At 73.4% G+C, this 26307-nt stretch carries 18 protein-coding genes; 7 read left to right on the top strand and 11 right to left on the bottom strand.

The annotated features are described in order from the left end of the window. Window positions 1–28 precede the first annotated feature (28 nt). From ACFQO7_RS29785 to ACFQO7_RS29775, 3 genes are all read left to right on the top strand, one after another. Window positions 29–1882 (top strand): AfsR/SARP family transcriptional regulator, encoded by a 1854-nt coding sequence (locus tag ACFQO7_RS29785; protein WP_376809489.1) that lies wholly within the window; start codon window positions 29–31, stop codon window positions 1880–1882. Window positions 1883–2079: 197 nt separating this feature from the next. Beyond that, window positions 2080–2559: a sigma-70 family RNA polymerase sigma factor gene (locus ACFQO7_RS29780; RefSeq protein ID WP_376809488.1), complete on the top strand. Its 480-nt coding sequence runs from the start codon at window positions 2080–2082 to the stop codon at window positions 2557–2559. A 132-nt stretch (window positions 2560–2691) separates the two neighbouring features. Next, the gene (locus ACFQO7_RS29775) at window positions 2692–5439 is read left to right on the top strand and encodes an AfsR/SARP family transcriptional regulator (RefSeq protein ID WP_376809487.1); all 2748 of its coding nucleotides are present in this window, start codon (window positions 2692–2694) and stop codon (window positions 5437–5439) included. A 43-nt stretch (window positions 5440–5482) separates the two neighbouring features. Here the strand turns inward: ACFQO7_RS29775 and ACFQO7_RS29770 are convergent, their stop codons facing one another. The 7 genes from ACFQO7_RS29770 to ACFQO7_RS29740 form a co-directional block, all read right to left on the bottom strand. Then, window positions 5483–8812, bottom strand: coding sequence for a S8 family peptidase (locus ACFQO7_RS29770; protein WP_376809486.1), 3330 nt, complete (start codon window positions 8810–8812; stop codon window positions 5483–5485). Window positions 8813–8938: 126 nt separating this feature from the next. Next, window positions 8939–10630, bottom strand: coding sequence for an AfsR/SARP family transcriptional regulator (locus ACFQO7_RS29765; protein WP_376809485.1), 1692 nt, complete (start codon window positions 10628–10630; stop codon window positions 8939–8941). 336 nt (window positions 10631–10966) lie between these two features. Then, window positions 10967–11785 carry an alpha/beta fold hydrolase gene (locus ACFQO7_RS29760; protein WP_376809484.1) on the bottom strand — a complete coding sequence of 273 codons (819 nt, stop codon included), beginning with the start codon at window positions 11783–11785 and terminating at the stop codon, window positions 10967–10969. 209 nt (window positions 11786–11994) lie between these two features. Beyond that, window positions 11995–14406, bottom strand: coding sequence for a helix-turn-helix domain-containing protein (locus ACFQO7_RS29755; RefSeq protein WP_376809483.1), 2412 nt, complete (start codon window positions 14404–14406; stop codon window positions 11995–11997). A gap of 390 nt (window positions 14407–14796) precedes the next feature. Beyond that, window positions 14797–16158, bottom strand: a complete 1362-nt coding sequence (locus ACFQO7_RS29750; protein ID WP_376809482.1) for a dihydrolipoyl dehydrogenase family protein — start codon at window positions 16156–16158, stop codon at window positions 14797–14799. Between the two features lie 30 nt (window positions 16159–16188). Further along, window positions 16189–17079: a universal stress protein gene (locus tag ACFQO7_RS29745; protein WP_376809481.1), complete on the bottom strand. Its 891-nt coding sequence runs from the start codon at window positions 17077–17079 to the stop codon at window positions 16189–16191. Window positions 17080–17286: 207 nt separating this feature from the next. Beyond that, window positions 17287–17751: a hypothetical protein gene (locus ACFQO7_RS29740; RefSeq protein WP_376809480.1), complete on the bottom strand. Its 465-nt coding sequence runs from the start codon at window positions 17749–17751 to the stop codon at window positions 17287–17289. Window positions 17752–18059: 308 nt separating this feature from the next. Between ACFQO7_RS29740 and ACFQO7_RS29735 the strand changes: the two genes are divergently transcribed. Both ACFQO7_RS29735 and ACFQO7_RS29730 read left to right on the top strand, forming a co-directional pair. Further along, window positions 18060–19457, top strand: coding sequence for an FAD-binding oxidoreductase (locus tag ACFQO7_RS29735; RefSeq protein WP_376809479.1), 1398 nt, complete (start codon window positions 18060–18062; stop codon window positions 19455–19457). A 91-nt stretch (window positions 19458–19548) separates the two neighbouring features. After that, the gene (locus tag ACFQO7_RS29730) at window positions 19549–21798 is read left to right on the top strand and encodes a tetratricopeptide repeat protein (protein WP_376809478.1); all 2250 of its coding nucleotides are present in this window, start codon (window positions 19549–19551) and stop codon (window positions 21796–21798) included. A 16-nt stretch (window positions 21799–21814) separates the two neighbouring features. Here ACFQO7_RS29730 and ACFQO7_RS29725 read toward each other — a convergent pair whose 3' ends face one another. After that, the gene (locus tag ACFQO7_RS29725; RefSeq protein WP_376809477.1) at window positions 21815–22399 is read right to left on the bottom strand and encodes a hypothetical protein; all 585 of its coding nucleotides are present in this window, start codon (window positions 22397–22399) and stop codon (window positions 21815–21817) included. Between the two features lie 342 nt (window positions 22400–22741). On the opposite strand from ACFQO7_RS29725, the gene ACFQO7_RS29720 reads away from it, so the two are divergent. Then, complete coding sequence (locus ACFQO7_RS29720) at window positions 22742–23146, top strand: SHOCT domain-containing protein (protein ID WP_376809476.1); 405 nt, start codon at window positions 22742–22744, stop codon at window positions 23144–23146. Between the two features lie 30 nt (window positions 23147–23176). Here the strand turns inward: ACFQO7_RS29720 and ACFQO7_RS29715 are convergent, their stop codons facing one another. Further along, window positions 23177–23644 carry a hypothetical protein gene (locus ACFQO7_RS29715; protein WP_376809475.1) on the bottom strand — a complete coding sequence of 156 codons (468 nt, stop codon included), beginning with the start codon at window positions 23642–23644 and terminating at the stop codon, window positions 23177–23179. A gap of 128 nt (window positions 23645–23772) precedes the next feature. On the opposite strand from ACFQO7_RS29715, the gene ACFQO7_RS29710 reads away from it, so the two are divergent. Next, on the top strand, window positions 23773–24366 hold the full coding sequence (locus tag ACFQO7_RS29710; protein WP_376809474.1) for a DinB family protein: 594 nt from the start codon (window positions 23773–23775) through the stop codon (window positions 24364–24366). Window positions 24367–24419: 53 nt separating this feature from the next. On the opposite strand, the gene ACFQO7_RS29705 is transcribed toward ACFQO7_RS29710, so the two are convergent. Then, window positions 24420–25067, bottom strand: coding sequence for a DUF305 domain-containing protein (locus ACFQO7_RS29705; protein ID WP_376809473.1), 648 nt, complete (start codon window positions 25065–25067; stop codon window positions 24420–24422). 162 nt (window positions 25068–25229) lie between these two features. Beyond that, entirely contained in the window at window positions 25230–26207 is a 978-nt protein-coding gene (locus ACFQO7_RS29700; RefSeq protein ID WP_376809472.1) for a hypothetical protein, read from the bottom strand. Window positions 26208–26307 lie beyond the last annotated feature (100 nt).

Below are 26307 nucleotides of genomic sequence, written 5' to 3'. Positions count from 1 at the left end.
AGCCGACGGGCCGGTTACCGTTGCCCGCGTGCAAGGGGAACCGGGAGCATCGTTCGGGTTCTCGGTGCTCGGCTCCATCAGGATCCACCGCGCCGGGACCGAGCTGACGCTGGGCACCCGCCAGCAGCGCCTGGTGCTGGCGTTGCTGCTGGCCAGGGCGGGTGCACCGGTCTCCCTGACCGAGCTGGTCGACCTGCTCTGGGACGAGCAGGCCCCGGCGAGCGCCGTCAACGTCGTGCACCGCCACATCGGGGAGCTGCGGCGGCTGCTCGAACCCGGCCTGCCGACGCGTGCCGCGGGCCGGCACATTCTGCGGGAGTTGTCGGGCTATCGGCTGCGCGTCGACGAGCAGTCCCTCGACCTGCTGAGATTCCGGGCGCTGAGCCGCTCGGCTCGCCGGAGCCTGCAGGACGGCGACCCGGAGTCGGCGCTGCGGCACGGCCTGGACGGGCTGGCGCTGTGGCGCGGCCGGTGCGCCGCGGGCCTGGAACCGGCCTCGCGGCGGCATCCGGTGTTCCTGGCCGTGGAGGCCGAACGCGCCCAGACGGTGCGGGAGGCCGCCGACGCCGCCGAGCGGTGCGGTCGGCTGGGCGAGGTGCTGGCGCCGCTGCGGCAGGCCGCCGAGCTGCACCCGCTGGACGAGTCGCTGCAGAGCCGGCTGCTGCTGGCGCTGGCCGCCGACGGCCGCCAGGCCGAAGCCGTCGAGGTGTACCGGGTGGTGCGGCGGCGGCTCGCCGACGACCTGGGGGTCGAACCGGGCGAGGAGCTGCGGGAGGCGTACGACCGGCTGCTGCACCAGCGCACCCCGCCGGTGCCTGCCGGGCCGTCGTCGGCGCTGCCCCGGCCCGCGCAGCTGCCGCCGGACCTGCCTTCCTTCCACGGCCGTGCCGGGCTGATCGCCGAGGCCCGTGCGGCGCTGGCCCGTCCGGGCGGGCCGGCGGTGCTGGCGATCGACGGCATGCCCGGGGTCGGCAAGACCGCCCTGGCCGTGCACCTGGCGCACGAGCTGGCCGGCGGCTACCCGGACGGGCAGCTGTACGTCGACCTTCGCGGCCACGGCCGGGAGGCGGTGATGGGCGCGGACGAGGCGCTGCGCGGCCTGCTCGGCTCACTGGGGGTGCCCAGGGACGGCATCCCGGCGGAGCTGCACGCCCAGGCGGGCCTGTACCGCAGCAGGCTCGCCGGTCGGCGGCTGCTGATCGTGCTGGACAACTGCCGCGACGCCGAGCAGGTCCGGCACCTGCTGCCGGGCGGCCCCGGCTGCCTGGTGATCGCCACCAGTCGCAGCCGGCTCACCTCCTTGCAGACGATGGCAGGCGCGTACCCGCTGCCGGTCGGTCTGCCTAGCGCCGGCGAGGCCCGGGCGATGCTGCTGGACCTGCTGCACGGCCCGGCCGATTCGTCCGCTGTGGACGCCGTTGTCGCCGCCTGCGGGCGGCTGCCGCTGGCGCTGGCGATGGCGGCCTCGCGCGCGGCGCGCCTGCCGCAGACCTCGCCGGCGTTCACCGCCGAGCCGGCCGGGTCCTCCGCCGGCCTGGACGATTTCGACGGCGACGATCCGCAGACCGGGCTGCGCGCCGCCTTCTCCTGGTCGTACGAGGCGCTGTCCGACCCCGCCGCGCGGCTTTTCCGGCTGCTGCCGCTGCATCCCGGCCCCGATATCTCGGCCGCCGGGGCGGCGGCGCTGGCCGCAGTCCCGCCGCGGGTCGGGCGGGCCCTGGTCGGAGAGCTGAGCCGCGCGCATCTGGTCACCGAGGACGTGCCGGGCCGTTTCCGGCTCCACAGCCTGCTGCTGGCCTATGCCGCCGAGCTCGGCGAGGACTCCGACAGCCCGGCCGAGCGCGCCGCCGCGCGGCTGCGCCTGCATCGGGCTGGCGGGTAGCGGCCGCACCACCTCGACGGTCACGCCGCAGCCACGGCCGGTGGCGCAGGGTGACGGCACTGAATCCGCACTTGCGCGTCAGTCCGATCGCATCGACGCTGCCTAGGCTCGGGCCGCACTCACCCGTTCCACCTGGCTTTGGGGGATTTGCCGTGCTGCTGGCACCCGAGCGCTCGACTGCCGATCCGACCGAACGCATGACGTCTCTGCATGCGGACCACGCCGCGGCGGTGCTGCGGCTGCTGCTCGCGTTGACCAACGGCCAGCGGCAGAGCGCCGAGGACCTGCTGCAGGAGACGATGCTGCGGGCCTGGCAGCACCTGGACTCGGTGCCGGCCGAGTCCGACGCGGCCCGCCGGTGGCTGCTGACCGTCGCGCGGCGGCTGGTCATCGACGGCGTACGGCGGCGGTCGACCCGGCCCGCCGAGGTCCACCTCGTCGACATGACCTGGATCCCCAGCGGGGACGACACCATCGGCACCGCGCTGGCCTCGCACGCCGTCCGGCAGGCGCTGGGGCGGTTGAGTCCGGCGCAGCGCAGCCTGCTGTGCGAGGTCTACCTGGTCGGGCGGTCGCCGAAGGAGGTCGCGGGGCGGTTGGGCATGCCGGTCGGCACGGTGAAGTCGCGGACCCACCATGCGCTGTGCGCCCTGCGTACCGGCCTCAAGGCCGCCTGAGACGCACCCGGCCGGGCCGCGGTTCCGGCGTACGGCCAAGTTCACAGCGCCACCAGGCCCGCGCAGGTCACGGTGTGGGCCCTGCCACGCTACGGCGATCGTGACGAACAGTTCCACCCGGATCGCAGCGCCATGACCGGCCCGCTCACCTTCGCCGTCCTCGGCCCGGTGCGGGCCTGGCGCGGCCGGTCCGAGATAGACCTCGGCACCAGGCAGCAGCGGCTGATCCTCGCGCTGCTGCTGGCCCGTGCCGGTGGCGCGGTCAGCGTCGCCGAGTTCGTGGACCTGCTCTGGGCGTCCGATCCCCCGCCGAGCGCGGTCAACGTGGTGCACCGCCACGTCGGGATGCTGCGGCGGCGCTTCGAACCGGACCTGCCGGCACGTGCGGCAGGGTCGCTGCTGATCCGCGACGGCGCGCAGTACCGGCTGCTGGTCGACGAGCAGTCGCTGGACCTGCTGCGTTTCCGGCGGCTGGTCGCCGAGGCGGCGGGCAGCTCCGGCGAGGCGGCCGTGGAGCTGTACCGGCAGGCGCTGGCGCTGTGGCGCGATCGGTGCGCCTCGGGCCTGCATACCGACGGCCGGGCCCAGCCGGAGTTCGTCGCCGTCGACGGCGAGCGTTTCGCGGCGGTGCGGGCGGCGACCGACGCGGCGTTGCGGGCCGGGTGTGTGCACGTGGTGCTGCCGGCGGTCCGGCTGGCCGCCGAGTACGAGCCGCTGGACGAGGCGTTGCAGGCGCGGCTGCTGCTGGCCCTGGCCGCCGACGGGCGGCGGGCCGAGGCGCTGGCGGCGTACGCGGGCATCGAGCACCGGCTGGCCGACGAGCTGGGCATCCAGCCGGGTGCGGAGTTGCGGGCGGCCCGCGACGGCCTGCTCGACCACGACGTCGCGGTGCCGGGCGGTGCCGAGCCGCCGGCGCAGTTGCCTGCCGACCATCCGTACTTCACCGGCCGCCGTGAGGTGATCGCCGCCGTGGAGGAGCTGCTGGCCGGTGGGCAGCGGCCCACGGCTCTGGTCGTCGACGGGATGCCGGGGGTCGGCAAGACCACTTTGTCGGTGCACCTGTCGCACCGGCTGGCTGCCCGCTACCCGGACGGGCAACTGCACGCGGACCTGCGCGGGTTCGACTCGGGCGAGTCGGTGATGACCCCGGCGGAGGCGCTGCGCGGTTTCCTGTGGTCGCTGGGGGTGGCTCCGGCGGCGATCCCGGACGAGCTGCACGCGCAGGCGGGGCTGTACCGCAGCATCCTGGCCGAGCGCCGAATGCTGATCCTGCTCGACAACTGCCGTGACTGGGACCAGATCCGGCATCTGCTGCCAGGCACCGGCGGCAGTCTGGTGATCGCGACCAGCCGCCGCCGGATCGCGGGTGCGGCCGGTGCGGCGGGTGCGTTCGCGCTGCACCTGGATGTGCTCAGTGACGACGAGGCGCGGGAGTTGCTGGCCCGGCGGCTGGGTGACGCGGTGGCCGCCGATCCGGCCGCCGTCGGCGAGATCATCGTGCGGTGCGGGCGGCTGCCGCTGGCGCTGGCGCTGGTCGCGACCCGCAGCGTGGGCCGGCCGGGGCTGAGCCTGCCGGCGGTGCTGGGTGAGCTGGCCGAAGCCGACGGCCGGTTGTCGGGTTTCGGTGACGCGCACGCCGACCTGGAGGCGATCTTCTCGTGGTCGTACCGGGCGTTGACGCCCGCGGCGGCGCGGCTGTTCCGGCTGCTGCCGCTGCACCCGGCCGGTGGGCTGAGCACGGAGGCGGCGGCGGCGCTGGGCGGGGTGCCGCTGCGGGCGGCCCGGGGGCTGCTCGCCGAGTTGGGGGCGCAGCTGCTGGTCGAGCCGGGCGAGGGCCGGTGGCGGATGCACGATCTGCTGCGCGCGTACGCCGCCGAGCTCGGCGAGGAGCACGACGGCGCGGCCGACCGGGCCGCCGCGGTGGCGCGGCTGTACGACTACTACCAGCTCAGCGCGTACGCGGCGCAGCTGCTGTTGCTGCCGCAGGTGCCGCTGCCGGAGCCGGAGCCGTCGGCGCACGGGGTCACCGGGCGCGGTTTCACCGGCCGGGCCGACGCGATGGCCTGGTTCGCCGCGGAGCAGCGGGTGCTGACCGAGGTCGTCGCGCAGGCCGCGCGGCGTGGCCGGCCGCGTACGGCGTGGCAGATCGCGCTGGCGATGCAGAACTTCTTCCAGGACACCGCGCAGTTCAAGCAGTGGACGGCGGTGGCCGGTGCGGGCCTGGCCGCGGCCGGCGACGATCCGGCCGCGCGGGCGCTGCTGCACCGCAGCCTGGCGGGGGCGTGCTACTTCCTGGCCGATCTGGACGGCGGGTTGTCGCACCTGGAGCGGGCCAGGCAGATCTTCGACCGGCTGGGCCTGCACGCCGAGCAGGGCCATGTGGAGAACAACATCGCCGAGATCCGGCTGGAGCAGCGGCGTTACGCCGACGCGGTCCGCCACGCCGAGGCGGCGCGGGAGCTGTTCCGGGCCGCGGGCAACGTGCGGGGCGCGACGACGGCGCTGCTGGCGATCGCGCGGGCGCAGGGCTGGCTGGGCCGCCACGCGCAGGCGCTGGGCATGTTCGCGCAGGCGCAGCGGCAGTTCGAGGTGCTCGGTGACCTGCACGGGGTGGGCACGACGCAGGCGTGGATGGCGCACACGTACTCGATGATCGACGACCTGCCGCACGCAATGGCGATCTGGGAACAGGCGGTCGACACGTTCCGGGGCGCCGGGGCCGCGCACCACACCGCGCAGGTGCTGGTCGCCGTCGGTGACGTGCACGCCGGCAACGGCGAGGCGGCGCTGGCCCGGCGGACGTGGCGGGAGGCGCTGGCCGAACTCGACGGGACGGACTCGCCGGTGGCCCGGCGCATCCGCGACCGGTTGGCCCGGTGACCCGGACGCGGCGCTGGCACGGCGCCGCGTCCGGGTCGGTTCATCAGTACCGGTAGGCGCGGATGACGGTCTGCTTGACCGTGTTGCCGCTGCTGTCGGTCGCCGCGGAGCGCAGCGACACGAAACCGGTGCCCTTCGGATGGCAGATCCAGGCCGTGGCCTGCTCGCCGAAGCGCATGACGGGCAGCTTCTGCCAGGTCTTGCCGTCGTCGAAGGACGCCTCGACGGTCAGCGACCTCGTCCGGCCCGGTGCCGCGCCGACCTGCCGGTCCAGCGAGATCGGGATCGCGAACAGCCGCCCGGCCGGGGCCTTGTTGTCGACGTCCAGGGCCGGGGTGTACCGGATCGCGGTCAGCGGCAGCTTGACGAGCTCGCCGTCGGCCACGTGCCCGGACTTGAACGTCCACTCCGCCTCGACCACGGTCGACAGGGTGAACGCCGGGTCGCTGTGGAACGTCGCGGCCAGCCGGTAGTCACCGGTCTCGGCGGGCACCTGCCACACGTAGGGGACCTCGCTGGCGGTGCCGATCTCGACGCCGTCGCGGTAGAGGTTGACCTGCGCGCTGCCGCCGCGCACGTGCCGGAAGCCCATGTGCCCGGCGCCGTCGCCGTGCAGCGGCCCCGGCCCGCCGATGTTGTCGCCCCAGTAGCGGGTGGCGTACTGCTGGCCGAAGTTCGGCTGCGGGAACACCGGCCCGGCGACCGCGTTGGCCCACTTCACCGTGTACGTGCGGCCGGGCTTGAAGCTGGTCCAGTCCGACTGGTAGTAGGTGTAGCGGAACTGCGCCGAGGTCGACTGCCACTGCGCCTGCTTGTCCTGGTTGTAGTACTCGGTGATGGTGCTGGGCACGTCGTAGGTGAAGGTCGGCTGGACGTTGCGGTCGTCGCGGTACACCGGGGAGTTGCCCGGGGCGTGCGCGACCGCGTTGCGCCCGACCGGCACCCCGGCCACGTCCGCGCCGATCTGGGACCGGACCTTGGCGAAGTCGCCCGCGCGCAGCTTGCGGTTCAGGCCGGCCATCATCTTCTGCGGCTCGTACAGGTAGACCCGGTAGACGTACGGGCTGTTGTGCAGGCCGCCGTCGGGGTCGACCTGGCCCCAGATGCCGTGCACGTAGGACACGAACCCGGGGGTCTTGCCCGTGCCGATCTGCGCGGTGCGCACGTGCTGGAAGCCGACGTTCATGAGCACGCCGAACGGGTCGTTGCTGCCCCAGATCTGCGGCTGCTCGGTGCGGATCGTCCACCCGGACTCCGGGTGCACCAGGGTCGCCTTCGCGTTCGGCACCGTCACCGCGATCGCCTTGGCCTGCCGGGTGTCGACGGTCAGCGACTGGTCCTTGGTCAGGTCGAGGGTCGGGCGCACCATGGTGGTGATGTCGGGCTCACCGGCGTCGCCGGTGACCAGGTAGGTCTGGACCAGGTAGCGGCCCGCGCGGACCCGGTGCGTGGTGGCCGACGGGTCGTCGAGCACCAGCATGACCTGCCGGTCCAGGTCCATCAGGACGGTCACCCAGCCCTGCTCGGCCTTGGGCGCGCCGCCGTCGGGGCCGACGAGCTTGAGCGACAGCTTGCTGCGTACGACGTCGAGCGCGACCGGGGTCTGCACCTGCGCGCCGCCGCCGGTGGCGGTGACCTCGCCGCCGTAGTAGCGGTCGGACAGGCCGGTCGCGGCCTGCACGGTGACGTCCACGGTGGCGGTGCCGCCGGCCGGGACGGTCACCGAGGAGGCGCTGAGGCTGAACAGGCCCTCCGGCGCGGCGGCGCCGTCGGCGTCCTTGGCCTCCAGCGACAGGGCCAGGGTCAGGGCCGCGTCCCCGCTGTTGGTGTAGGTGATGGTGCGGGTCTGCGCGGCGGCGGTGCGCTCGAAGGCGACGCTGACGGGGCCGGCCGTGACGGTCTGCCCGATCGCCCGGGCCATGTCGAGGAAGCCCGCGCCCTGCTCGTACACGCCGATCGTGGCGCTGGGCTGGGCGGAGGCCATCAGCGTCGACTTGATCCGCTCCGGGGTCCAGTCGGGGTGCTGCTGGATCAGCATCGCCGCCGCGCCGGCCACGTGCGGGGTGGCCATCGAGGTGCCGGACAGGCTGGCGTACTGCGGGTTCTCGTCGTTCGGGTAGAGGTCGGAGGTCGCGCTGCGGGCGGCGAGGATGCCGACGCCGGGCGCGGTGAGGTCCGGCTTGATGCCGGCGTCGTTGGCGCGCGGGCCGCGGCTGGAGAACTCGGCCAGCTCGCCGGTCTTGCTCACCGCGCCGACGGTCAGCGCCTCGGACACGCTGCCGGGCGAGTTGACGGTCGACTCCCCGCCCAGGCCGGAGTTGCCGGCGGCGACGACGAACAGGATGCCGTACTGGTGGGTGAGGTCGGCCACGGCCGCCTCGATCGGGTCGGTCGCCGCGCTGTCGGGGCCGCCGAGGCTCATGTTGGCGACCTTGACGCCCTGCTGGGCGGCCCAGGTCATGCCGGCCAGGATCGCCGACTCGGGGCAGCCGTCGATGGTGCAGACCTTGGCGCTGTACAGGCTCGCGCCGGGCGCCATGCCCTTGAATCGGCCCTCGGACGCGGCACCGGTGCCGGCGATGGTGGACGCGACGTGGGTGCCGTGCCCGACGAGGTCGAGGGCGTCGGGCTCGGCGGTGAAGTTCTCCGCCGCGGCGATGCGGCCGGCCAGGTCGGGGTGGGTCTGGTCGACGCCGGTGTCGATGACGCCGACCTTCACGCCCGCACCGGTCAGCCCGGCCTGCCAGGCCGTCGGGGCGCCGGTCAGCGGGACGCTGACGTCCAGGGTCGGCTTGCGCAGGCCGTCGAGCCAGATCTTGTCGTATCCGGACCGCAGCCGCCGCTCGGCGCCGGCCTCGGCGGTGAGGCCGTTCCAGAACGACACCGCGTCGGCGCGGTTCTGCGCGACGGCGCTGATCCCGTCGAGTTCGCGGGTGGTCCGGCCGCCGGTGAGCCCGGCGGCGGTGCCACTGTGCTCGATGAGCAGCGGCAGGGTGGCACGGGAGTCGTCGTAGCCGAAGCCGATCAGCGTCGAGACGTCGAACAGGCGCTCGTCGAGCTTGCCCCGGTTGAGCAGGCCGACGGCGTCGGCGGGGATGACCCGCACGTCGTCACCGGCGCTGTGGGTGAGGAACGGGATCTTCTCCCGGCCCTTGCCCGGCACCACGCTGACGGCGGTCTGGCCGTCCACCTTGCTGACGTGAACGGTGTCGCCGGTGAGCAGAGTGACCGTTCGGGGCTTGGACGCGACCTGGGGTGTGGTCGTCGGCTGCGGCGACTGGGGCTGGGCCGCGGCTGGTGACCCGCCCGGGGCCACCGCCGAGACGCCCAGCACCACCAGTGCCAGCGCCGATAACTTGCGTACTGACGGCATCATTCTCCTCGACCATCGCAAGAGGTATCCGGGCGGTGATCCAGACGTGTCCGGCGAACGAAAGTTCGGATAAGTGACCTGGATCACATCCGCTACCGCGTTCTAGCCACGATGGAGGTGGTCGGGTCACTCCCAGCGCGCGAACGGCATGTTGTGCACGGCAGGTCCGCGGTCCACCGCCCGGCACGTGCGCGATCGTGCGACCGGTCCTGCCGGAACCGGCGTCGCCGGTGGCGCGGCGAACTCCGACAAGGGCGTGTCGGGGCGGCTCGCGGCTCTGGCGGCCAGCACGGCGAGGGTCATCGGCAGACGTCCGCTGCCGGCGACGATCTCGTCGACCGCCGCCCGTTCGGCGCGGATCCGCTCGGGGCCGAGCCGCCGGATCAGGTACTGCCGGGCCTCGTCGGGTGACGGCAGGTCCAGCGACAGCGGGTGGGCGCGGCCGGCGGCGAGCAGCCCGGTGAGCGGGTGGCGGCTGGTCACGACGGTCAGGCAGCCGGGTGTGCCGGGCAGCAGGTGCCGTACGTGCTCGAAGTCGCGGCCGTTGTCGAGCACGACCAGGATGCGCCGCCCGGCGAGGATGCTGCGGTACAGCCCGGCCAGCGCGTGCAGCTCGGCGGGCAGGTGCTGCGGGGCGACGCCGAGCGAGCTGAGGAAGCCGCGCAGCGCCTCGGCGGGGCTCATCGCGCGCCCGTCTGCGGCCGATCCGCGCAGGTCGGCGTACAGCTGACCGTCGGGGTACGCGGCGGCGAGGCGGTGTCCGAGATGGATCGCCAGCGTGGTCTTGCCGATGCCCGCGATCCCGTCGACGGCCAGCGCCATGGCGCGCCCGTGGCGGCGGTCCTGGTCGAGCAGCTCCTGCGCACGGGCGAGGACACCGGCACGGCCGACGAAGAACGGGTGGTCCGGTGGCAGTTGCGCCGGGATCGGCGGCACCGGCCACAGGTGAGCCGGGTCCGGGGGTGATGACACGGGAGCGGCGTGCTCGCCGTCGTCTGCCGGGGCGAACGGACCGACGGGGTCGGGTGACGTGCCGCGTTCCGGACCGGGCGTGATGCGCTGGTGCAGCAGCCGGTCGTAGGCGTCCAGCAGCTCGGGGCCGGGGTCGATGCCGAGCTGGTCGCACAGCCACCGGCGCACGTCCTGGAACGTCTCCATCGCCTCGGCCTGCCTGCCGTCGGCGGCGAGCGCGAGCATGAGCCGGGCCTGCAGCGCCTCGTCGAGCGGGTGCAGCGCGGCCGCCTGGCGCAGGGCCGGGATGACCAGGCGCGGCTGCCCGCAGCGCAGGGCCGTGTCGGCGGCGTCGCGTACGGCGTGCGCGCACTCGGCGTCGATCGCGGCGAACACCGCGGGCCTGCGCGCGTCGGTGTCCAGGCCGATCCCGCAGGGGCCGCGCCGCAGCGTCAGCGCCTCGGCGAACAGGCGTGCCGCCGCGGCGGGTTCGCCGGCCTGCCGGGCCTGGGCGACGAGGCGGCGCAGCCGCAGCAGGTCGAGGGACTGCTCGTCGACTTTGAGCCGGTAGCCGGCGGCGTGGCGGATGAGGTGGCTGCCGACGGCGCGTACGGGCAGGTCGGGTTCGATGAGCCGGCGCAGGGTGCCGATGTAGCGGTGGACGACGTTGACCGCGCTGGCCGGCGGGTCCTGGTGCCAGATCGTGTCGACGAGTTCGGTGAGACTGACGACCGATCCGGCGTGGGCGAGCAGCAGCGCGAGGACCAGCCGCTGCTGGCGGCCGCCGAGTTCTAGCTCGACGCCGCCGCGCCGGGCGGCGACCGGGCCCAGGATGGTGAACCGCACCGCCGTCGTCGACTCGGTCATGGCCTGCCTTCGCTGTCGGGTCGCGGTCTCGTGCGGACCGGCTCGGCCCTCCATGCAACCAGCGGATGTGGTCGTCTACCAGGCAGAAGTTACGCAGAATCGGGGGCGCACGTCGTGGTCGCCGATCGGACCGGCGGCCGTCGTCGCACGACAAGGCGGCCGCAGTACGGATCCGGTGGCATCCGAGTGCCACGAGAACGGTCCGTACTGCGGCCGCGACACGGGTAGCGGGTCAATCCCCCGATTTCCGCCACCCGACACGGTTGGCAGGTGAGCCCCCCGGCCCCCGCCACCCGCTGCCCACCGCCCCCCTCAGTGCGGTCGGCTGTTTTCAGGTCAGTCGGTCTCGCGGGCCGCCCGCTCGATGAAGTCGGCGGTGTCGTCGGCCCGGGACACGAACACCGCGTGCGAGGCGCCCTTCTCGCGCTGCTTGACGCCGTGGGCGCGTTCGGCGCCGAAGTGCTGCAGCTTCGCCGGGATGGTCTGGTCGGCCTCGGCGATGAGGTGGTAGCTGGGGATGGTGCGCCAGGCCGGCTCGCCCGCCGCCGCCTCGTTGAGCGCGGCCGCGGTGGCGGGGCGCTGCGTCGCCGCCATGAGCGCGGCGTCCTTGGCCGGGACGTCGGCGGCGAACTGCCGGCGGAACATCTGCTGGTCCACGTACAGGTCGACGTTGCCGTCGGGCAGCGGGACCGGGCGCAGCGTCTGCGGCAGGGTGCTGCCCTCGAACTTCGACGCCAGCGTGAAGGCGCTCTCACCCTTGTCGGGGGTGAACGCGGCGATGTAGACCAGCGCCTTGACGTTGGGGTTGCCGGTGGCCGCGGCCGAGATGACCATGCCGCCGTAGGAATGGCCGACCAGGACGATCGGGCCGTCGATCTGGGCCAGTTTGGCCTTGAGCTGTGCGGCGTCGGAGGCGACACCGCGCAGCGGGTTCGGGGCGGCCACGACCGGGTAGCCGTCGCGGAGCAGTTCGCGGGTCACGCCGTCCCAGCCGCCGGAGTCGGCGAACGCGCCGTGCACCAGCACGACCGTCGGTTTCGGACCGCGGTCGTGCGTGGCCTGCGCGGCGCTGGGGGCGATCGCCGTGACGCCCGCCACACCCAGCACTGCCGCCGCGGCCACACCCATGGCCAGGAACTTCTTTCTCGGTGACACGTGTGTTTCCTTCCTGAGGTCGGACCGCACCGCGGTCGCGGGTGTGGTCCGGGTCGGTACGGCCGCGGCGGGCCCGTTCGCGGGCCGGTCCGCCACCTGGGGCGACGCGATCCGTGTCGTCCCTGTCCGCACCGACGCTAGGCGGGCCCAGTGCCGAAGCAGTGGCACCCGAGTGCGTTCACGACTCCCGGCCCCCGCTCCCGCGTCACTCAGGCGTAGGCGGTCTGACCTGTGTCTACGTAGTTTCTTCCGTCGAGGTCCGCCAATGCGGCCTGCGCCACACCGATCGACGTGGTGCGGTGCTCGGCGCAGTGGACACCGACGTGCGCGTGCTGTGCGATGCCCCGGTGCCAGGCCCACACCGGGATCTCCACCTCGCACAGCGCCCGCGTGCAGGATGGAGCACGGCTGCCGGCCGTGCCGGGACCGGAGTCGTGGCCGCCGAGGAGGTCGATCGCACGGGTGAGGTGCGCACGCGCCTGCTCCGTGGCCCCGAGCGCGGAGTGTGACCGGCCCAGCGTCAGGTGGACCCGGCCCGCGAAATGGGGCCCGTGCGCACCGGCCAGCGGCAGCGCCCGTACCGCCTCGGCCAGCGACTGCGGCCAGCGCCGCACGTCGCCCAGGCACCGGGCCAGCGCCGCGCGGGCCGTCATCGCGGCCATCCGCGCCGCCGCCGGATCGACCGCACGCGCGTCGAGTTCGCGCAGCACGCCCCGGAACTCCTCGATCGCCTCATCCGGCCTGCCGAACTCCACCAGCGCCTGCGCCAGCCCCATCCGGACCTGCACGTACCCGTCGTGGTCGCCGGCCGTGCCGGCGAGGTCCAGGGCGAGCCGGTACGCCGCCACGGCCTGGCAGGCGTCGGCGCCGAGCCGCCACGCGTGGGCCGCGTGGTGCATCGCCGCGGCCTGCTCCCTGGTGTCGCCGAGGTCCTCGGCCAGCCGGTAGGCCTCCATCGCCAGGTCCACGCCGTAAGCGTGGCGGCGCTGGCAGACCGACACGGCCCAGCCGTAGTAGGCCAGGTGGGTGATCTCCTGCCTGCGGTCGGGCAGCCGGGCCGCGGCCGCCCGCGACAGGCCGAACACCTCCGCCCACCGTCCCGTGTGGACGCTGCGTTCGGCGTGCCAGTGCAGGGCCTCGCCGACGTCGGCGACCCGCTGGTGCCGGCCGTCGGCGGCCGCCGAGCGCAGCGCGGGCAGCCAGTTGTCGGCTTCGGCGCGCAGCCAGGCACGCGCCTGCTCCGGCGAGGCCGACGCGGGCAGACCGGGCCGGTCGTCCGGCCCTGGTCCGCCGGCATCGGGTGCGAACCGCAGCCCGGCCGCGACCGCCGTGTCCAGCAGCCAGTCGCCCAGCCGCCGCCCGGTCCGCGCCCTGGCCTGCGCGGACTCCTCGCAGCGCAGCCGGTCGGCGGCGTAGAGCCGGATCAGGTCGTGGAACCGGTAGCGCTCGCACCCTTCGTGCTGCAGCAGCCCCAGTTCGGTGAGCTCGTCCAGCCTGTCCTCGGCTTCACCGGCGTCGACCTCGGCCAGGACCGCGGCGTGGGCGGCGGCGAAGTCGGCCCCCGGCACGTGGGCCAGCCGCCGGAACACCACCTTCGCCGGGCCGGACAGCTGCGCGTACGACAACGCGAACGCCGCGGCCACGCCCAGGTCCCCGACCTGCAGGTTCGCCAGCCGCCGGTCGGCGTCGGCGAGCCGCCCGGCCAGGTGGCCCATCGTCCACCCGGGACGGCTGGCCAGCCGGGTCCCGGCGATGCGCAGCGCCAGGGGTAGGTGCCCGCACAGCCGGGTCACCGCACCCAGCTCATACCCGGGTGCCTGGTCGAAGGCCCGGCCCGCGACCGCCCGCAGCAGCTGCGCGGACTCGGCCGAGGTCAGCGGCGACAAGCCGATCCGCAGCACCCCGTCCAGCCCGCCCAGCAGCCGGCGGCTCGTCACGACCACCATCCCGGCGCCCGCCCCGGGCAGCAGCGGCCGCACCTGGCGCTCGTCGGCCGCGTTGTCGAGCACCACCAGGCAGCGCCGCTCGCGGGTGATCGCACGCAGCTGCCCGGCCCGCTCCTGCTCGTCCTCGGCGATGCCGCGGGATTCGACGCCCAGCGCGCGCAGCAGCCGCCGCAGCGCCTCACCGGCCCCCATCGGTTCCGGGTCGGTGCCGCGCAGGTCGAGGTAGACCTGCCCGTCGGGGAACAGGTCGCGCAGCTGCTCGGCCGCACGGATCGCCAGCGCCGTCTTACCCAGCCCCGGCTGGCCGTGCACGAGCGCCACCGGTGTCCGGCCGCCGCCCGACGCGGCATGGCCGCGCAGCTCCCGCAGCTCCCGCTCGCGGCCCACGAAGTCCCCGATCCCGCGGGGCAGCTCGCCGGTGCGCGGCCGACCGGCCCGGCCGCCCGCCCGCTCGGCGCGCACCAGCGCGACCAGCCCGGCACGGTCGGGGTCGGCGAGCCCCAGCGCGCCGGTCAGCGCGGCGAGGGTCCGTTCCTGCGGGGCCCGGCTGTGCCCGCGTTCCATGTCGCTGATCGCCCGGCCGCTCACACCCGACGCCGCGGACAGCTCCTCGATGGTCATCCCCGCCGACTGCCGAATCTCCCGCAGCCGCTCGCCGAACGCACAGCCGGTCATCACGCCCTCCGTCGTCGCCGCACCGCCCACCCGAGCGACGATCGCTTCGGTGTGCCTGGCAGGTCACGGTCGCGGTCAATCGTGGGCCGGGCAGGCGGCGACTGCCCAGCCCAGGACCGGTCGCAGTGAGATCTTCGGCGGGCTGTCACAGATCCGGTGCCGGCACGGTCCGCACTGCTGGGGGAACCGGCGAAATCGCCCAAGGGGGCCCTGGACCGGCCACGGCTCAGGTTCTGCCGGCTGCATCCCGCACCACGCTGTCGACGACCGGCGCCGGCGCCCGCGGCCGCTTCCGATTGACCAGGCTGGCGGCCGCCGGGGGCGCGGTGGGGAGGGCGTTCACCGCGCTCGCGGCCGGCGGGCCGCCAGGCTGGGGCTTGGGGAGCAAGGTCAGTGCAGGGCCTCCAGCGCGGGCAGCACCGCCCGGTGGAAGGTCGGGTAGGCGTAGATCATGTGCTGCAGGCTGGTGACGGGGACCTGCGCGTGTACGGCCACGGCCAGCCCGTACAGCACCTCGCCGCCCGCCGGGCCCGCCGAGGTCGCCCCGACCAGCACACCCCGGTCGACGTCGGCGACCAGCTTGACGAACCCGTCGTTGCCCGGCCCGTGGATAAAGCCCCGGGTCGAGGAGTCGATCGGCACCAGGCTGGTCCGCACCCGCAGACCCTGCTCCCGGGCCTGCTGCTCGGTCAGACCGACCGCGGCGATCTCCGGGTCGGTGAAGGTGACCCGCGGCAGCGCCCGGTAGTCGGCGGTCGGCCCCGGCCGGCCGAGGATGTCGCCGACCGCGATCTGCGCCTGGTACGTCGCCATGTGCGTGAACGCGCCGACACCGGTGATGTCGCCGACCGCCCACAGCCCGTCCCCGGCGCGCATCCGGGCGTCCGTGGGCACCGACCGCGCCGCCGGATCCAGCCCCACCGCTGCGACGCCGATCCCGGCCAGGTCCACGCCCCGGCCCGCCGCGACGAGCAGCCGCTGCCCGCGCAGCGGCTCCTGCTCACCCTGCACCCACACCGCGAAACCGGCGCCGTCGTGCTCGACCCGCTCGGCCCGCACGCCGGTGAGCACCGACACCCCGTCGGCTCGCAGCGCGGCGGCGGCCAGCTCCCCCGCCTCGGGTTCCTCCCTCGACAGCAGCCGCTCACCGCCCTCGATCACGGTGACCGCGCACCCGAACCAGGCGAACACCTGGGCGATCTCCACCCCGACCGGTCCCCCGCCCAGCACCAGCAGCGACGCCGGCAGCTGCTCGACCTTCATGACGTCGCGGTTGGTCCAGTACGGCGTCGCGGCGAGCCCGTCGACCGCGGGGATCCGCGGCCGGCTGCCGGTGGCCAGCACCACGCCGCGGCGTGCCTCGTACACCGTCTCGCCGACCGCGACCCGGCGCGGTCCGGTCAGGCGGCCCCTCCCCCGGACGAGCCGCACGCCTTTGGCGGTGAGCCGGCCGGCCGCCGCCCGGTCGTTCCAGCCGTCGGTGGCCTCCTCCCGGATCCGGTCGGCGACGCGGCCCCAGTCGGCGCTCACCTCGACAGTGCCGGCAAGGATCGCCGCCCGGCGGGCCTCGGCCAGCGAGTTCCCCGCCCGAATCATGATCTTGCTGGGTACGCACGCCCAGTACGGGCACTCCCCACCGACCAGCTCCGCCTCGACGCCCACCACGTCCAGGCCCGCCTCGGCCAGCGCACCGGCCACGTGCTCGCCGCCCGGCCCCAGACCCACCACGACGACGTCGGCCTGCTCGCCCATCCCGACTCCTCCACTCATCCCGCGACCAGGTCAGTGCGGCCGGGACCGGTGCCGCACGATCGCCAGCGGAGCCTGCGCGTGATGCAGCACCGCATGGCTGACCGAGCCGAGCAGCAGCCCGCCGAGCATTCCGCGGCCGTGCGCGCCGACGACCACCAGCTGGGCGGTCTTCGACTGCTCCGCCAGCACGTGCGCAGGGGTGCCGCGCACCAGCAGATGCTGGACCGCCACCTGCGGAAAGCGCTCGGCGTACCCGGCGACCGCCTCGGGCAGCACCCGGTCCAGCTCCTCACCGAGCCCGTCGACGTCGTGCACCCGCGGCATCGAGCCGTCACGCAGCGCGGGCGTCGCAAACAGCCACGCGTGCACCGCGATCAGCGGCGCGCTGCGGTTGGCGGCCTCCTCGAACGCGAACCCGACCGCCTCGATCGACAGCTCCGAACCGTCGACGCCGACCACGACCGGCCCGCGGGCGCGCGGCTCGCCGCGTACCACCAGCACCGGGCACAGCGCACGGGCCGTGACCTGCACGGTGACCGAGCCGATCAGCAGCTCGGCGAACCCGCCCAGCCCGCGGTTGCCGAGCACCAGCAGCGCCGCCCCGCGCGACTCGTGCACCATCACCGGGGTCGGCGCGCCGTCGACGACCACCCCGGTGACCGGCACCTCCGGGGCGACCTGGTGCGCTTGCGCCATCGCCTGCTCGACGTACCGCTCGGCCTGATGGCGCAGGCCGCCGTCGGCCGGGCCGCCGGGCGCGGGGCCGACCGGGACGTGCATCAGCGGCCAGATGAACGCGTGCACGATCCGCAGCGCACGCCGCCGGTGGGCCGCCTCCCGGGCCGCCACGCGCACCGCGGCCAGCCCTTCGGCCGAGCCGTCCACGCCCACCACGACAGGGGCACCGGCATTGATCGTCATGGCATGTTCCTTCGCTCGTCCTCGGCGACGCGATACCGGCCGTACCGGCAGCCGCCGTCCTCGTGCATCGGCGACGCTACGGACGCCGAGTGCGCAGGCAGTGGCAAACGAGTGCGTGCGCGGCGTCACCGCCGACGTGGGACGCATACAGCGAAGGGCCGGCCCTCGAACGGCCGGCCCCTCGGTGAACCTGTCAGAGGTGCGCGATCAGTAATAGATGCAGCCGCTACCGTTGATCATCGGCCAGCACAGATTGTTGCGGGTCTGTGAGCCGTACCCGCCGTCGACCTTGACGTTCGGATCGATGTTGTTACGCCAGTAGTTCTGCGCGAACTTCAGCGCCGCCTGGGTCAGGCCCCCGAAGTCGTTGTCGTCGTCGAGCCATACGTAGCCGTCCCAGCCGCCGAAGTTGTAGTTCAGCGCGCGCTGCAGCTGGCCGACCCCGGAGTTGTGCGAGCCGCGCAGCAGCCAGCAGTTGAAGTTGCTCGACCGGTACGCGGGAATCCACGCCGAGTACGTTCCGCTGCCGCCGTAATCGCGGATCAGCACGCCCCCGCCGTCGCACTGTGGGTTGGCCGCGTGCGCCGCCGACGGTCCGACCAGCTGCGCCACCGCCGCAGCGAGGACGATGACGACAACCGCGAGGCCGCGCCGGGTTCCGGACTTGAACATGTCGCCTGGCTCCTCACCCGATTCCTCGGAAAGTGGAATCGCCTGGCCACAGCGTCAACGCCTCGCAGGCCGGCCGGCATGACGGCCGACCGACTCCAGACAGCCACCGCCGTGTGCCTGACAGGCGCGTCCGCGCGGATCCAGACACCGGACCGGACCGGACCGGACACGGGCACGGCTCGGCCACCCTGCCGAGGGCGTCGAGCCCGTGAACAATCGGTCACCGCCCGATAGGATCAGAAATCGAAGGTCATGGTCCCCGGCAGCGAGGCGTACTCGCGATGACCTGGCCATCAGGGAGGTGCCCGATGGACGTAGCCTCTCGCGGCGTCGGCACGACCGGTTCGGTCGACCTCACACCCCTGGTGGACGCGCTGCCCCCCGGCTGTGTCATCACCGACCCGGACCGTATGGACGCCTACCGGTGGGACCGCGCCAACGATCCCCTCGCCGGGGTGCCGCTCGCGGTCGTGCGGGCCACCTGCACCGCCGACGTCCAGGCCGTGATGCGGTTCGCCACGGCGCAGCGCCTCGGCGTGGTGACCCGCGGGGCCGGGTCGGGCCTGTCCGGCGGGGCCTCGGCCGTGGCGGGATGCCTGGTCGTCTCGACCGAGCGCATGCGCGCGATCACGGTGGATCCGTCGTCGCGCACCGCCGTCGTCGAGCCAGGCTTGCTCAACGCCGAGGTGAAGGCGGCGGCCGCCGAACACGGCCTGTGGTATCCGCCCGACCCGTCGTCGTACGAGTTCTGCTCGATCGGCGGCAACGTCGCCACCAACGCCGGCGGCCTGTGCTGCGTGAAGTACGGCGTCACCGGCGACTACGTGCTCGGGCTCACCGTCGTGCTCGCCGACGGCACCGCGGTCGAGCTGGGCGGACCCCGGATCAAGGACGTCGCCGGGCTGTCGCTGACCAAGCTGTTCGTCGGCAGCGAGGGCACGCTGGGCGTCATCACCCGGATCGTGCTGCGGCTCCTGCCCGCCCAGCGGCCGCGGGCCACCCTGGTCGCCACGTTCGCCTCCCTCGACGACGCCACCGGCGCAGTCCTGGCGGTCACGCGTGGCCTGCGCCCGTCGATGCTGGAGTTCATGGACCGCACGTCGATCAACGCCGTCGAGGATCTGACCAGGATGGGCCTGGACCGCGACGCCGAAGCCATGCTCGTCATCCAGTCCGACGAGCCCCACACGCACGCCGCGCAGGAGATCGAACACATCGGCGAGCTCTGCCGTGCGAGTCACGCCGTCGAGGTGTTCACCACCGACGACCCGCAGACCGGTGAGGCGTTCACCGTGGCGCGGCGCATGGCGATCCCGGCCCTGGAGAAGAAGGGTTCGCTGCTGCTGGAGGACGTCGGGGTGCCGGTGCCCGCACTCGGTGCGCTGGTACGCGGCATCGAGGCGATCTCCCGGGCCCGCGAGGTCCTGATCGCGGTCATCGCCCACGCCGGTGACGGCAACACGCACCCGCTGATCGTGTTCGACCCAATGGACGCCGACCAGTCGGCGCGCGCCCAGCGCGCCTACGGCGAGGTCATGGACCTCGCCATCGCCCTGGGCGGCACGATCACCGGCGAGCACGGCGTCGGCCGGCTCAAGAAGGCGTGGCTGCCCAACTATCTCGGCCCGGACGCGCTGGAGCTCAACCGGCGCATCAAAGACTGCCTCGACCCGTCGGGAATCCTCAACCCGGGTGCGGTCTTCTGACCCCGGCGGTCGCCGTCGGCCGATCCGTTCACCTGATCGTCGCCGTCCTGCGGAACACGGGTACCTGACCCCACCGGATAGGGTGACCTATGTGGACGATCGCACCAGCCCCGTCACGCAGTTCTGCGCCAACCTCCGGACCTTGTGGCAAACGTCGGGTCGGGACCTGCCGGGTATCGCCCGGCAGGTGCGCATCAGCCGGACCCAGCTCTACGCGATCCTCGACGGGCAGATCAAACGGCCGCCGGACTTCGAGACCCTGGTGCGCCCGTTCGTGCTCGCCTGCGGCGCGAGCGAGGCCGAACTGGCCGAGTGGCGTCGCCGCCATGACGTGCTCGTCGGCGTCCACGAAGGACTGCGGCAGCGGACCGGCGCCAAACCGGCCGGACCCAGCCTGCTGCCCGCGATGGCCGGCAGTTTCGTCGGCCGCGCCGCTGCGCTGAGCGCGCTGGACAACGTTGTCCAGCCCGTCACGGTGGTGTCCGGGCCGCCCGGCATCGGCAAGACCACGCTCGTCGTGCACTGGGCCGCGGGCCAGGCCGCGGCCTTCCCCGACGGCCGCCTGTACGCCGACCTGCGCGGATACGCCCGCGACGGGGACGTCCTCGACCCGGCCGACGCCATCCGCGTCTTCCTCGACGCGCTCGGCGTGCCCGCCCGCGACATCCCCGCCGACCCGGCCGCGCAGGCGGCCCGTTTCCGCGGCCTGGCCGCCGAGCGCCGCCTGCTCGTCGTGCTCGACAACGCCCGCGACACCGACCAGGTGCGCCCGCTGCTGGCCGCCGGCCCCGGCGTGCGCACGATCGTGACCAGCCGCAGCCCGCTGACCTCGCTGGTCGCCGAGTACGCCGCCGTGCCGGTGCCCGTCGACCTGCCCAGCCAGGCCGAAGCCGTCGAGCTGGTCCGCTCGCGCCTGCCCGGCTCCGCCGACGACACCGCGGCCGCCGACGCCGTCGCCGCCTGCGGGCGGCTGCCGCTGGCGCTCGCGCTGACCGCCGCCCGGGTCGCCCAGACGGGGTCGCCGCTGGCGACGGCCGCCGCCGACCTGCGCCGGGCCGGCTCGCGCAGCCACGACAGCCTGCATGCCGTGTTCTCCTGGTCGTACGCGGCGGTCGGCCCGGCGGCCGCGCGGCTGTTCCGCCGGCTCGGCCTCACCGCTGGACCCGACATCGGCGACGACGCGGCCGCCGCCCTCGCCGGAGTGCACGACGCCCGTCCCGAGCTTGACGAACTGGTCGATGCCGGCCTGCTGGTCGAGCACCGGCCGGGCCGCTACCAGCTGCACGACCTGCTCCGCGACTACGCCCACGAGCTGGCCCGCACCACCGACACCGGCGACGAGCGCCGCGACGCGCTGACCAGGCTGCTCGACCACTACACGCGCAAGGCCCACGAGGCCGACCGGGTCCTGAACCCGATCCGCCCGGCGATCCCGCTGCCGGTGCCGCCCGCCGAGGGCAGCCACCGGCCCGACTACCGCACGGCGCTGGCCTGGCTGGAAGCCGAACGTTCGGTGCTGCTGGCGACCCTGCGCCAGGCCCGCGACGACGGCCAGGACCAGTACGCGTGGCAGCTCGGCTGGGCCCTGGACACGTTCCTGTACGAGCAGCACCGCTGGCACGACGAGGGGGCGGCGTGGGCGGTGGCGCTGCGGGCGGCGACCGCGTCGATGGACCATGCGGCTGCCGCGCACGCCCACCGGTTCCTTGGGGCCGTCGCGGGGCGTCTGCAGCGGTTCGCCGACGCGTACACGCACATGCACGAGTCGATGCAGCTGTGCCGGGACATCGGGGACCACCGCGGGGAGGCCGAGACCGAGTTCGTGCTGTCCTACGTGTGCTTCCTGCAGGGCGACCTCGCCAAGGCGCTGGCCCACGTCGAGCGGTCCCTGGAGCTGTGGTCGGGTCTGGACGACCCGAGCTGGGCGGGGCGGGCCGCCAACGGCGTCGGCCTGTACCTGGCCTACGGCGGGGACCCGGCGGCGGCGATCGGGTTCTTCCGGCGGGCCGCCGCCGACCAGCACCTGGCCGGTGACACCGTCAACGAGGTGGTGTCCCTGGATAACATCGGCCAGGCCCACTACGCCCTCGGCGCGTACGCCGCCGCGGTCGAGCAGTACGACATCGCCCGTGACCTGGTCCGGCAAGTGGGCGATGCGATCCTGGACGCGCAGCTAGCCAACCATGCCGGTGACGCGTTCCAGGCGCTGGGCGAGCACGCCACAGCCCGTGAACGCTGGGAGCACGCGTACAAGCTGTACGCCAACGCGGGCCACCCGGTCGCCGACGACGTCGCCCACAAGCTCGCCGTGCCGCAGCCGGACCCGGACGACAACCGGTGAGCGGGGGTCCTGCGGATCAGCGCCGGTAGCACCGCCAGGCGTACGCGTCGTCCTGGTCGGTGGTCCGCGCGTAGGCGCCCTTGCCGTAGGCGTCGGCGCACGCGACGTCCATGTCGACGGCTCGCACGAACACCAGCAGCCGTACGCACTGCCAGCCGCCGTCCGCGCGGGGCGTCGCCACGGAGCCGTTCACATGCCGCCGGCAGTACTTCGCCGCGAGGTCCTGCACTCCGGCCGCGTCGGCGGGGCCGAGCGGCTCCGGGGCGGGTGACCGCGACGGACCCGTGGCCGCGGGTCGTGTCGGGACCGCCGAGGTCGGCGCAGGCGCCGATGTCGGACTGGCGCTGGCCGGGGGCGGCCCGGCGGTCGGTTGCGCCGCGCCGATCGACCAGTGGCCGTCGGGTGTCGTGTCCGGATGCCACGACGGCGCGGAGCCCGCGTCGTCGCCGCCGGCGAACAGCGGCTGGATGCAGAGCAGCACGGCCAGGGCGGTGGCGGTGAACAGCCACCACCGTCGTCGGCGGCGTCGCCGCTGTTCTTCGCCGTGCTGCGGGAGTGCGTCCGGGTGCTCTGCGCCCGCTGCGGTCGTCTCGTCTGGCACGTGTGCTGTCCTCCTCGCGACGCTGCGACGCCTGGTCGGCCTGTGCCACGGCGCTCGGGCGCGGCCGGGGTGGGGCGGCGGCGGGCCGACCTAGGGGGACGTCACTTTCCTTCATCACCTTCGTGATCAACGCACATAATGGGCACCCGTCCGGATCGGCGCAAGCCGGGACCGCCTCGCGACCGGCCCGCGCGGCCATCCACCCGACCCGCACCGGGCCGAGCCCCGCCCCCTTATCGGACCGTTTGACCCCATAACCGCAGCATTTGCCCTAGCGTCTGGGAGTAAACCGGTGGCGATGACGCGCCCGGTCGAAATCAACGACACCCGGGGACACGCATGATGACCTTGGCCCAGTCGTCGTTCGGCAACGGCGACTTCCTGCTGTTCATGTTCGAATTCTTCTTGTTCGTGATCTGGTTCTGGCTGCTGATCATGATCTTCTCGGACCTGTTCCGCGATCACGAGACCTCAGGCTGGGCGAAGGCCCTGTGGACCATCCTGGTCATCGTCCTGCCGTTCATCGGCATCCTGCTCTACCTCATCGTGCGCGGCCGAGGCATGACCGACCGCGCCCTGAAGCAGCAGCAGGCCATGAAGCAGCAGATGGACGCGCAGATCCGCGCCGCCGTCGGCACGGGCGCCTCGCCCGCCGACCAGATCGCGCAGGCCAAGTCCCTGCTCGACACCGGAGCGATCACCCAGGCCGAGTTCGAGGTGCTCAAGAGCAAAGCCCTGTCGTCCTGACCCGCGCGCGGCGATCTCGCGGAGCTGCGGCTAATCGTCGGTGCGCAGGCCCAGCGAACTGTGCAGGATCACCGCCGGCGGCACCTCACGAGGCGGCGCGCTGAGCTTCACCAGCTCCGCGCGCAGGCCGGTGGCCGGCTCACCGAGCACGATCGCGGCGAGGACGAGCTCCAGCATGACCCGGTCATACTCGGGTGTCGGCCGGCGGTACCTCTCCTGCTCGTTCTCGACGACGGCCGCGGTGACCTGAAGGCCGACCGCGGTTTCGGAGAACGTCGCCTCGTAGATGGTGTGACCGGTCCAGCTCCGCAGGAAGTGCACGACCCGCCCCTCGGCGAACACATTCCACTTCTCGTCCATGTCCCTGGCCCGGTAGCCCGACTGGATCCGCTGCCACTGCTCGCCGGTCCATACACGATCCGGCAGGATCGCCATGGGCTGGGGATCCAGGATGGGCAGGATCTTTCGCAGCGATGCTCGTGTCACGGCGGCCGACATCGGGTGATCATATGCGCACCCCGGCGTCCGGCACCCAGGCATATTCGTGGGCTCCGGGGTGCGCATCCCATGATCTGCGTCGATCACTCGGGGCAGCAGGCGCATCCGGCCGATGCCATAGTGGCGCGATGAAGGCGGACCTGCAGAACTACCTCCAGGGCGGGCGCGAGTCGCTGCTGTGGAAACTCGACGGGCTCGGCGAGTACGACATCCGGCGGCCACTGACCCGGACCGGCACCAACCTGCTCGGCCCGGTGAAGCACTCCGCGGCCACGGAGATCCTCTACTTCGGTGTCGTCTTCGGGCGGCCGTTCGAGCAGGAGTTGCCGTTCGTCGGCGAGGGTGCGACGGCCAACGCCGACATGTGGGCGACCGCGGAGGAGACCCGCGAGGAGATCGTCGACCTGTACCGGCGTGCGGCCGCCCACGCCGACGCGACCATCGAAGCCCTGGCGCTGGACGACGTCGGCCGGGTGCCGTGGTGGGGCGATGCGACGCCCACACTGCGCCACGTCCTGGTCCACGTCACCGCGGAGACCCAGCGCCACGCCGGGCACGCCGACATCGTGCGCGAACTCATCGACGGCACAGCCGGGCTGCTGCCCAGCCACGACAACCTGCCTGCCGCCGACGAGCAGTGGTGGTCGGACTATCGCCGGCGCCTGGAACAGGCTGCCCTCGACGCCGACAGGCGGGTGTCCGCCGAAAAGGCGGGCCGCTGACCGCAGGAATGTCGCCTACGGCCAGCGGCAGGTGCGTCGAGTCTGGTCGGGGGTCAGCGCGATGGCGTCGGCGTGGGACCGGTCAGGGCCTTCAGCTGCTGCTGTTCGCTGGTGGTGGTGGACTTGAGCTGGTCGGCGATGCCCTTGACGGTGGGGTCGACGCCGTTGGCGAGTTCGGCGGTGATGGAACCGAGCAGGCCTTCGTGGTTGGTGGAGAACAGCTCGACGATTTTGGCCTGGAACTGTTCGGGGCTCAGTCCCTTCAGGGCGGCAGCGTCGGGCATGGCCGGCATCGACGGCATCGCGTTCGGCGCGGCCGACGCCATGGCGGGCATGGACGCCATCCCGCCCGGTGCGGCCGAGGGCACGGGCAGGTTGTGCTGGGTGAGCCAGGCGGTGAGCTGGTCGATCTGCGGCTGCGACGCCGATTCGACCTCGGTGGCGTACTGCTTGAGCCCGACCGACTGGGCGCCTTCGACCGCCTGCTGGGCGAGCCAGCGGGCCTGCTGCCGTAGCGCGATCGCCTGCTGGGCGAACTGGACGTCGGTGTTGTTGTACTGGGCGGAGGCGCTGGGCTGCGCGGCCACGACGGCCGGCGCGGCCGGTGTCGCGGGGGTGGTGGTGCCGCAGCCGCCGACGAGGGCTCCGCCGGCCACGGTCATGGCGGCGAGCAGGGCCAGTGATCGAGTGCGGGTGTTCATCTGCAGCATCCTCCGGTGATCGGCACACGAGTCCTCGACCACCGTATGTCGCACATAGGCGTTTTGATGGCGATTCAGGCGATCAGCCGTATCGGCAGGTAGCTGCATTCGCGCGCACGGCAGCCGGTTGCCCGGCCGTTCAGACGCCGGAGCCCGACACTGTCACGGGGCGAACGGGTCCCAGTCGGTGCCGTAACGGAGCAGGGACTGCGCGAGATCGGGGTGCGCGGCCGCCCACCGCGTGTCGAAGAGGAACAGCTGCTCGTAGCCGAAGAAGTCGTCGATGTAGCGAGCAGCCTGGGCGATGTGCTCGGCGACTTCGAGGCGCGCCTGCGGCGGCGGCTCCGGCAGCTTCCACGTCAGGATCTGCTCGTGGCTCGGCGCGGTCCACACCCCCCGAACCGACAGGTCGTACGGTTCGAGGCAGAGGTAGCGGTCGAGGGCGGGGCCGATGCCGTCGTCGTCGGGCCCGACGAGGGAGCGCAGCAGATCGGCGTCGAAGCTCTCCCAGGACACCGGCTCGGCTGCGCCGCGCAGATGGTCGGCGAGTCCGGGCAGGTCGACGCCGCGGAAGACGATCATTTCCCGCCGGTTGAGGTTCGTGGCCCTCGGCTCGGGATGCTCCCAGGTGACGCGGACCAGGTAGACCGAATCCGGACCGGGGCCGCTGGGGTCCGCGACGCGGAGCGCGACATCGGGGGTGAAGGCCGCGCCGGACGCGGCGGCGTCGGACGGCAGCGGCCAGGAGTCGTTCACCAGGTACGCGAGCCGGTCGGGGTGAGCGGTGACCGCCTCGTCCTCCAGGAAGAAGTAAGCCAGGTCGACCTCGTCGTCGTCGGTGCGCACCCGCAGCCCGCGCCCGTCGAGGCGGATCGGGTCCTCGGACTCGATCCACAGGTGTTCGTCGAGCAGTTCGCGCAGCTCGTCGAGGGTCTGCGGGCAGGGCAGGGAGTGTTCCTCAATCGCCTCGAAGATCGTGTCGAACCCGTAGGGCCCGCCGTTCAGCTCGGCATCGAGCAGCCCCAGCGGGTCCTCGTGGTGCCAGGCGCGCTGGATCCAGCCGAGCACCGTCGTCTCCGGCAGGTGCAGGACCAGTTTGCTGAGCGGAGAATCCAGGCGCGAGCGCTCCACGAAGTACACGCGAGGGAGCTTACGGCCTGTTTCATAACTCGTCGGAGTTGTGAAACAGCGCCCTTCTCGGGCGTCCGCTCCTCACCCGCGATGGGGTGGGTGCGGTTCC

The organism is Catellatospora aurea, from assembly GCF_042663325.1.
In the GTDB taxonomy this organism is placed as follows: domain Bacteria; phylum Actinomycetota; class Actinomycetes; order Mycobacteriales; family Micromonosporaceae; genus Catellatospora; species Catellatospora aurea.
The sequence above is the reverse complement of the archived record's forward strand: the minus strand, read 5'-3'. Positions and strand labels throughout refer to the sequence as shown.

Excerpts from the sequence above, each read along its gene's own strand:
- ACFQO7_RS29780 (WP_376809488.1), top strand. The coding sequence starts at position 2,080 with ATGACGTCTCTGCATGCGGACCACGCCGCGGCGGTGCTGCGGCTGCTG.
- ACFQO7_RS29775 (WP_376809487.1), top strand. The coding sequence starts at position 2,692 with ATGACCGGCCCGCTCACCTTCGCCGTCCTCGGCCCGGTGCGGGCCTGG.
- ACFQO7_RS29770 (WP_376809486.1), bottom strand. The coding sequence starts at position 8,812 with ATGCCGTCAGTACGCAAGTTATCGGCGCTGGCACTGGTGGTGCTGGGC.
- ACFQO7_RS29765 (WP_376809485.1), bottom strand. The coding sequence starts at position 10,630 with ATGACCGAGTCGACGACGGCGGTGCGGTTCACCATCCTGGGCCCGGTC.
- ACFQO7_RS29755 (WP_376809483.1), bottom strand. The coding sequence starts at position 14,406 with ATGACCGGCTGTGCGTTCGGCGAGCGGCTGCGGGAGATTCGGCAGTCG.
- ACFQO7_RS29750 (WP_376809482.1), bottom strand. The coding sequence starts at position 16,158 with ATGGGCGAGCAGGCCGACGTCGTCGTGGTGGGTCTGGGGCCGGGCGGC.
- ACFQO7_RS29745 (WP_376809481.1), bottom strand. The coding sequence starts at position 17,079 with ATGACGATCAATGCCGGTGCCCCTGTCGTGGTGGGCGTGGACGGCTCG.
- ACFQO7_RS29740 (WP_376809480.1), bottom strand. The coding sequence starts at position 17,751 with ATGTTCAAGTCCGGAACCCGGCGCGGCCTCGCGGTTGTCGTCATCGTC.
- ACFQO7_RS29735 (WP_376809479.1), top strand. The coding sequence starts at position 18,060 with ATGGACGTAGCCTCTCGCGGCGTCGGCACGACCGGTTCGGTCGACCTC.
- ACFQO7_RS29720 (WP_376809476.1), top strand. The coding sequence starts at position 22,742 with ATGACCTTGGCCCAGTCGTCGTTCGGCAACGGCGACTTCCTGCTGTTC.
- ACFQO7_RS29715 (WP_376809475.1), bottom strand. The coding sequence starts at position 23,644 with ATGTCGGCCGCCGTGACACGAGCATCGCTGCGAAAGATCCTGCCCATC.
- ACFQO7_RS29710 (WP_376809474.1), top strand. The coding sequence starts at position 23,773 with ATGAAGGCGGACCTGCAGAACTACCTCCAGGGCGGGCGCGAGTCGCTG.
- ACFQO7_RS29705 (WP_376809473.1), bottom strand. The coding sequence starts at position 25,067 with ATGAACACCCGCACTCGATCACTGGCCCTGCTCGCCGCCATGACCGTG.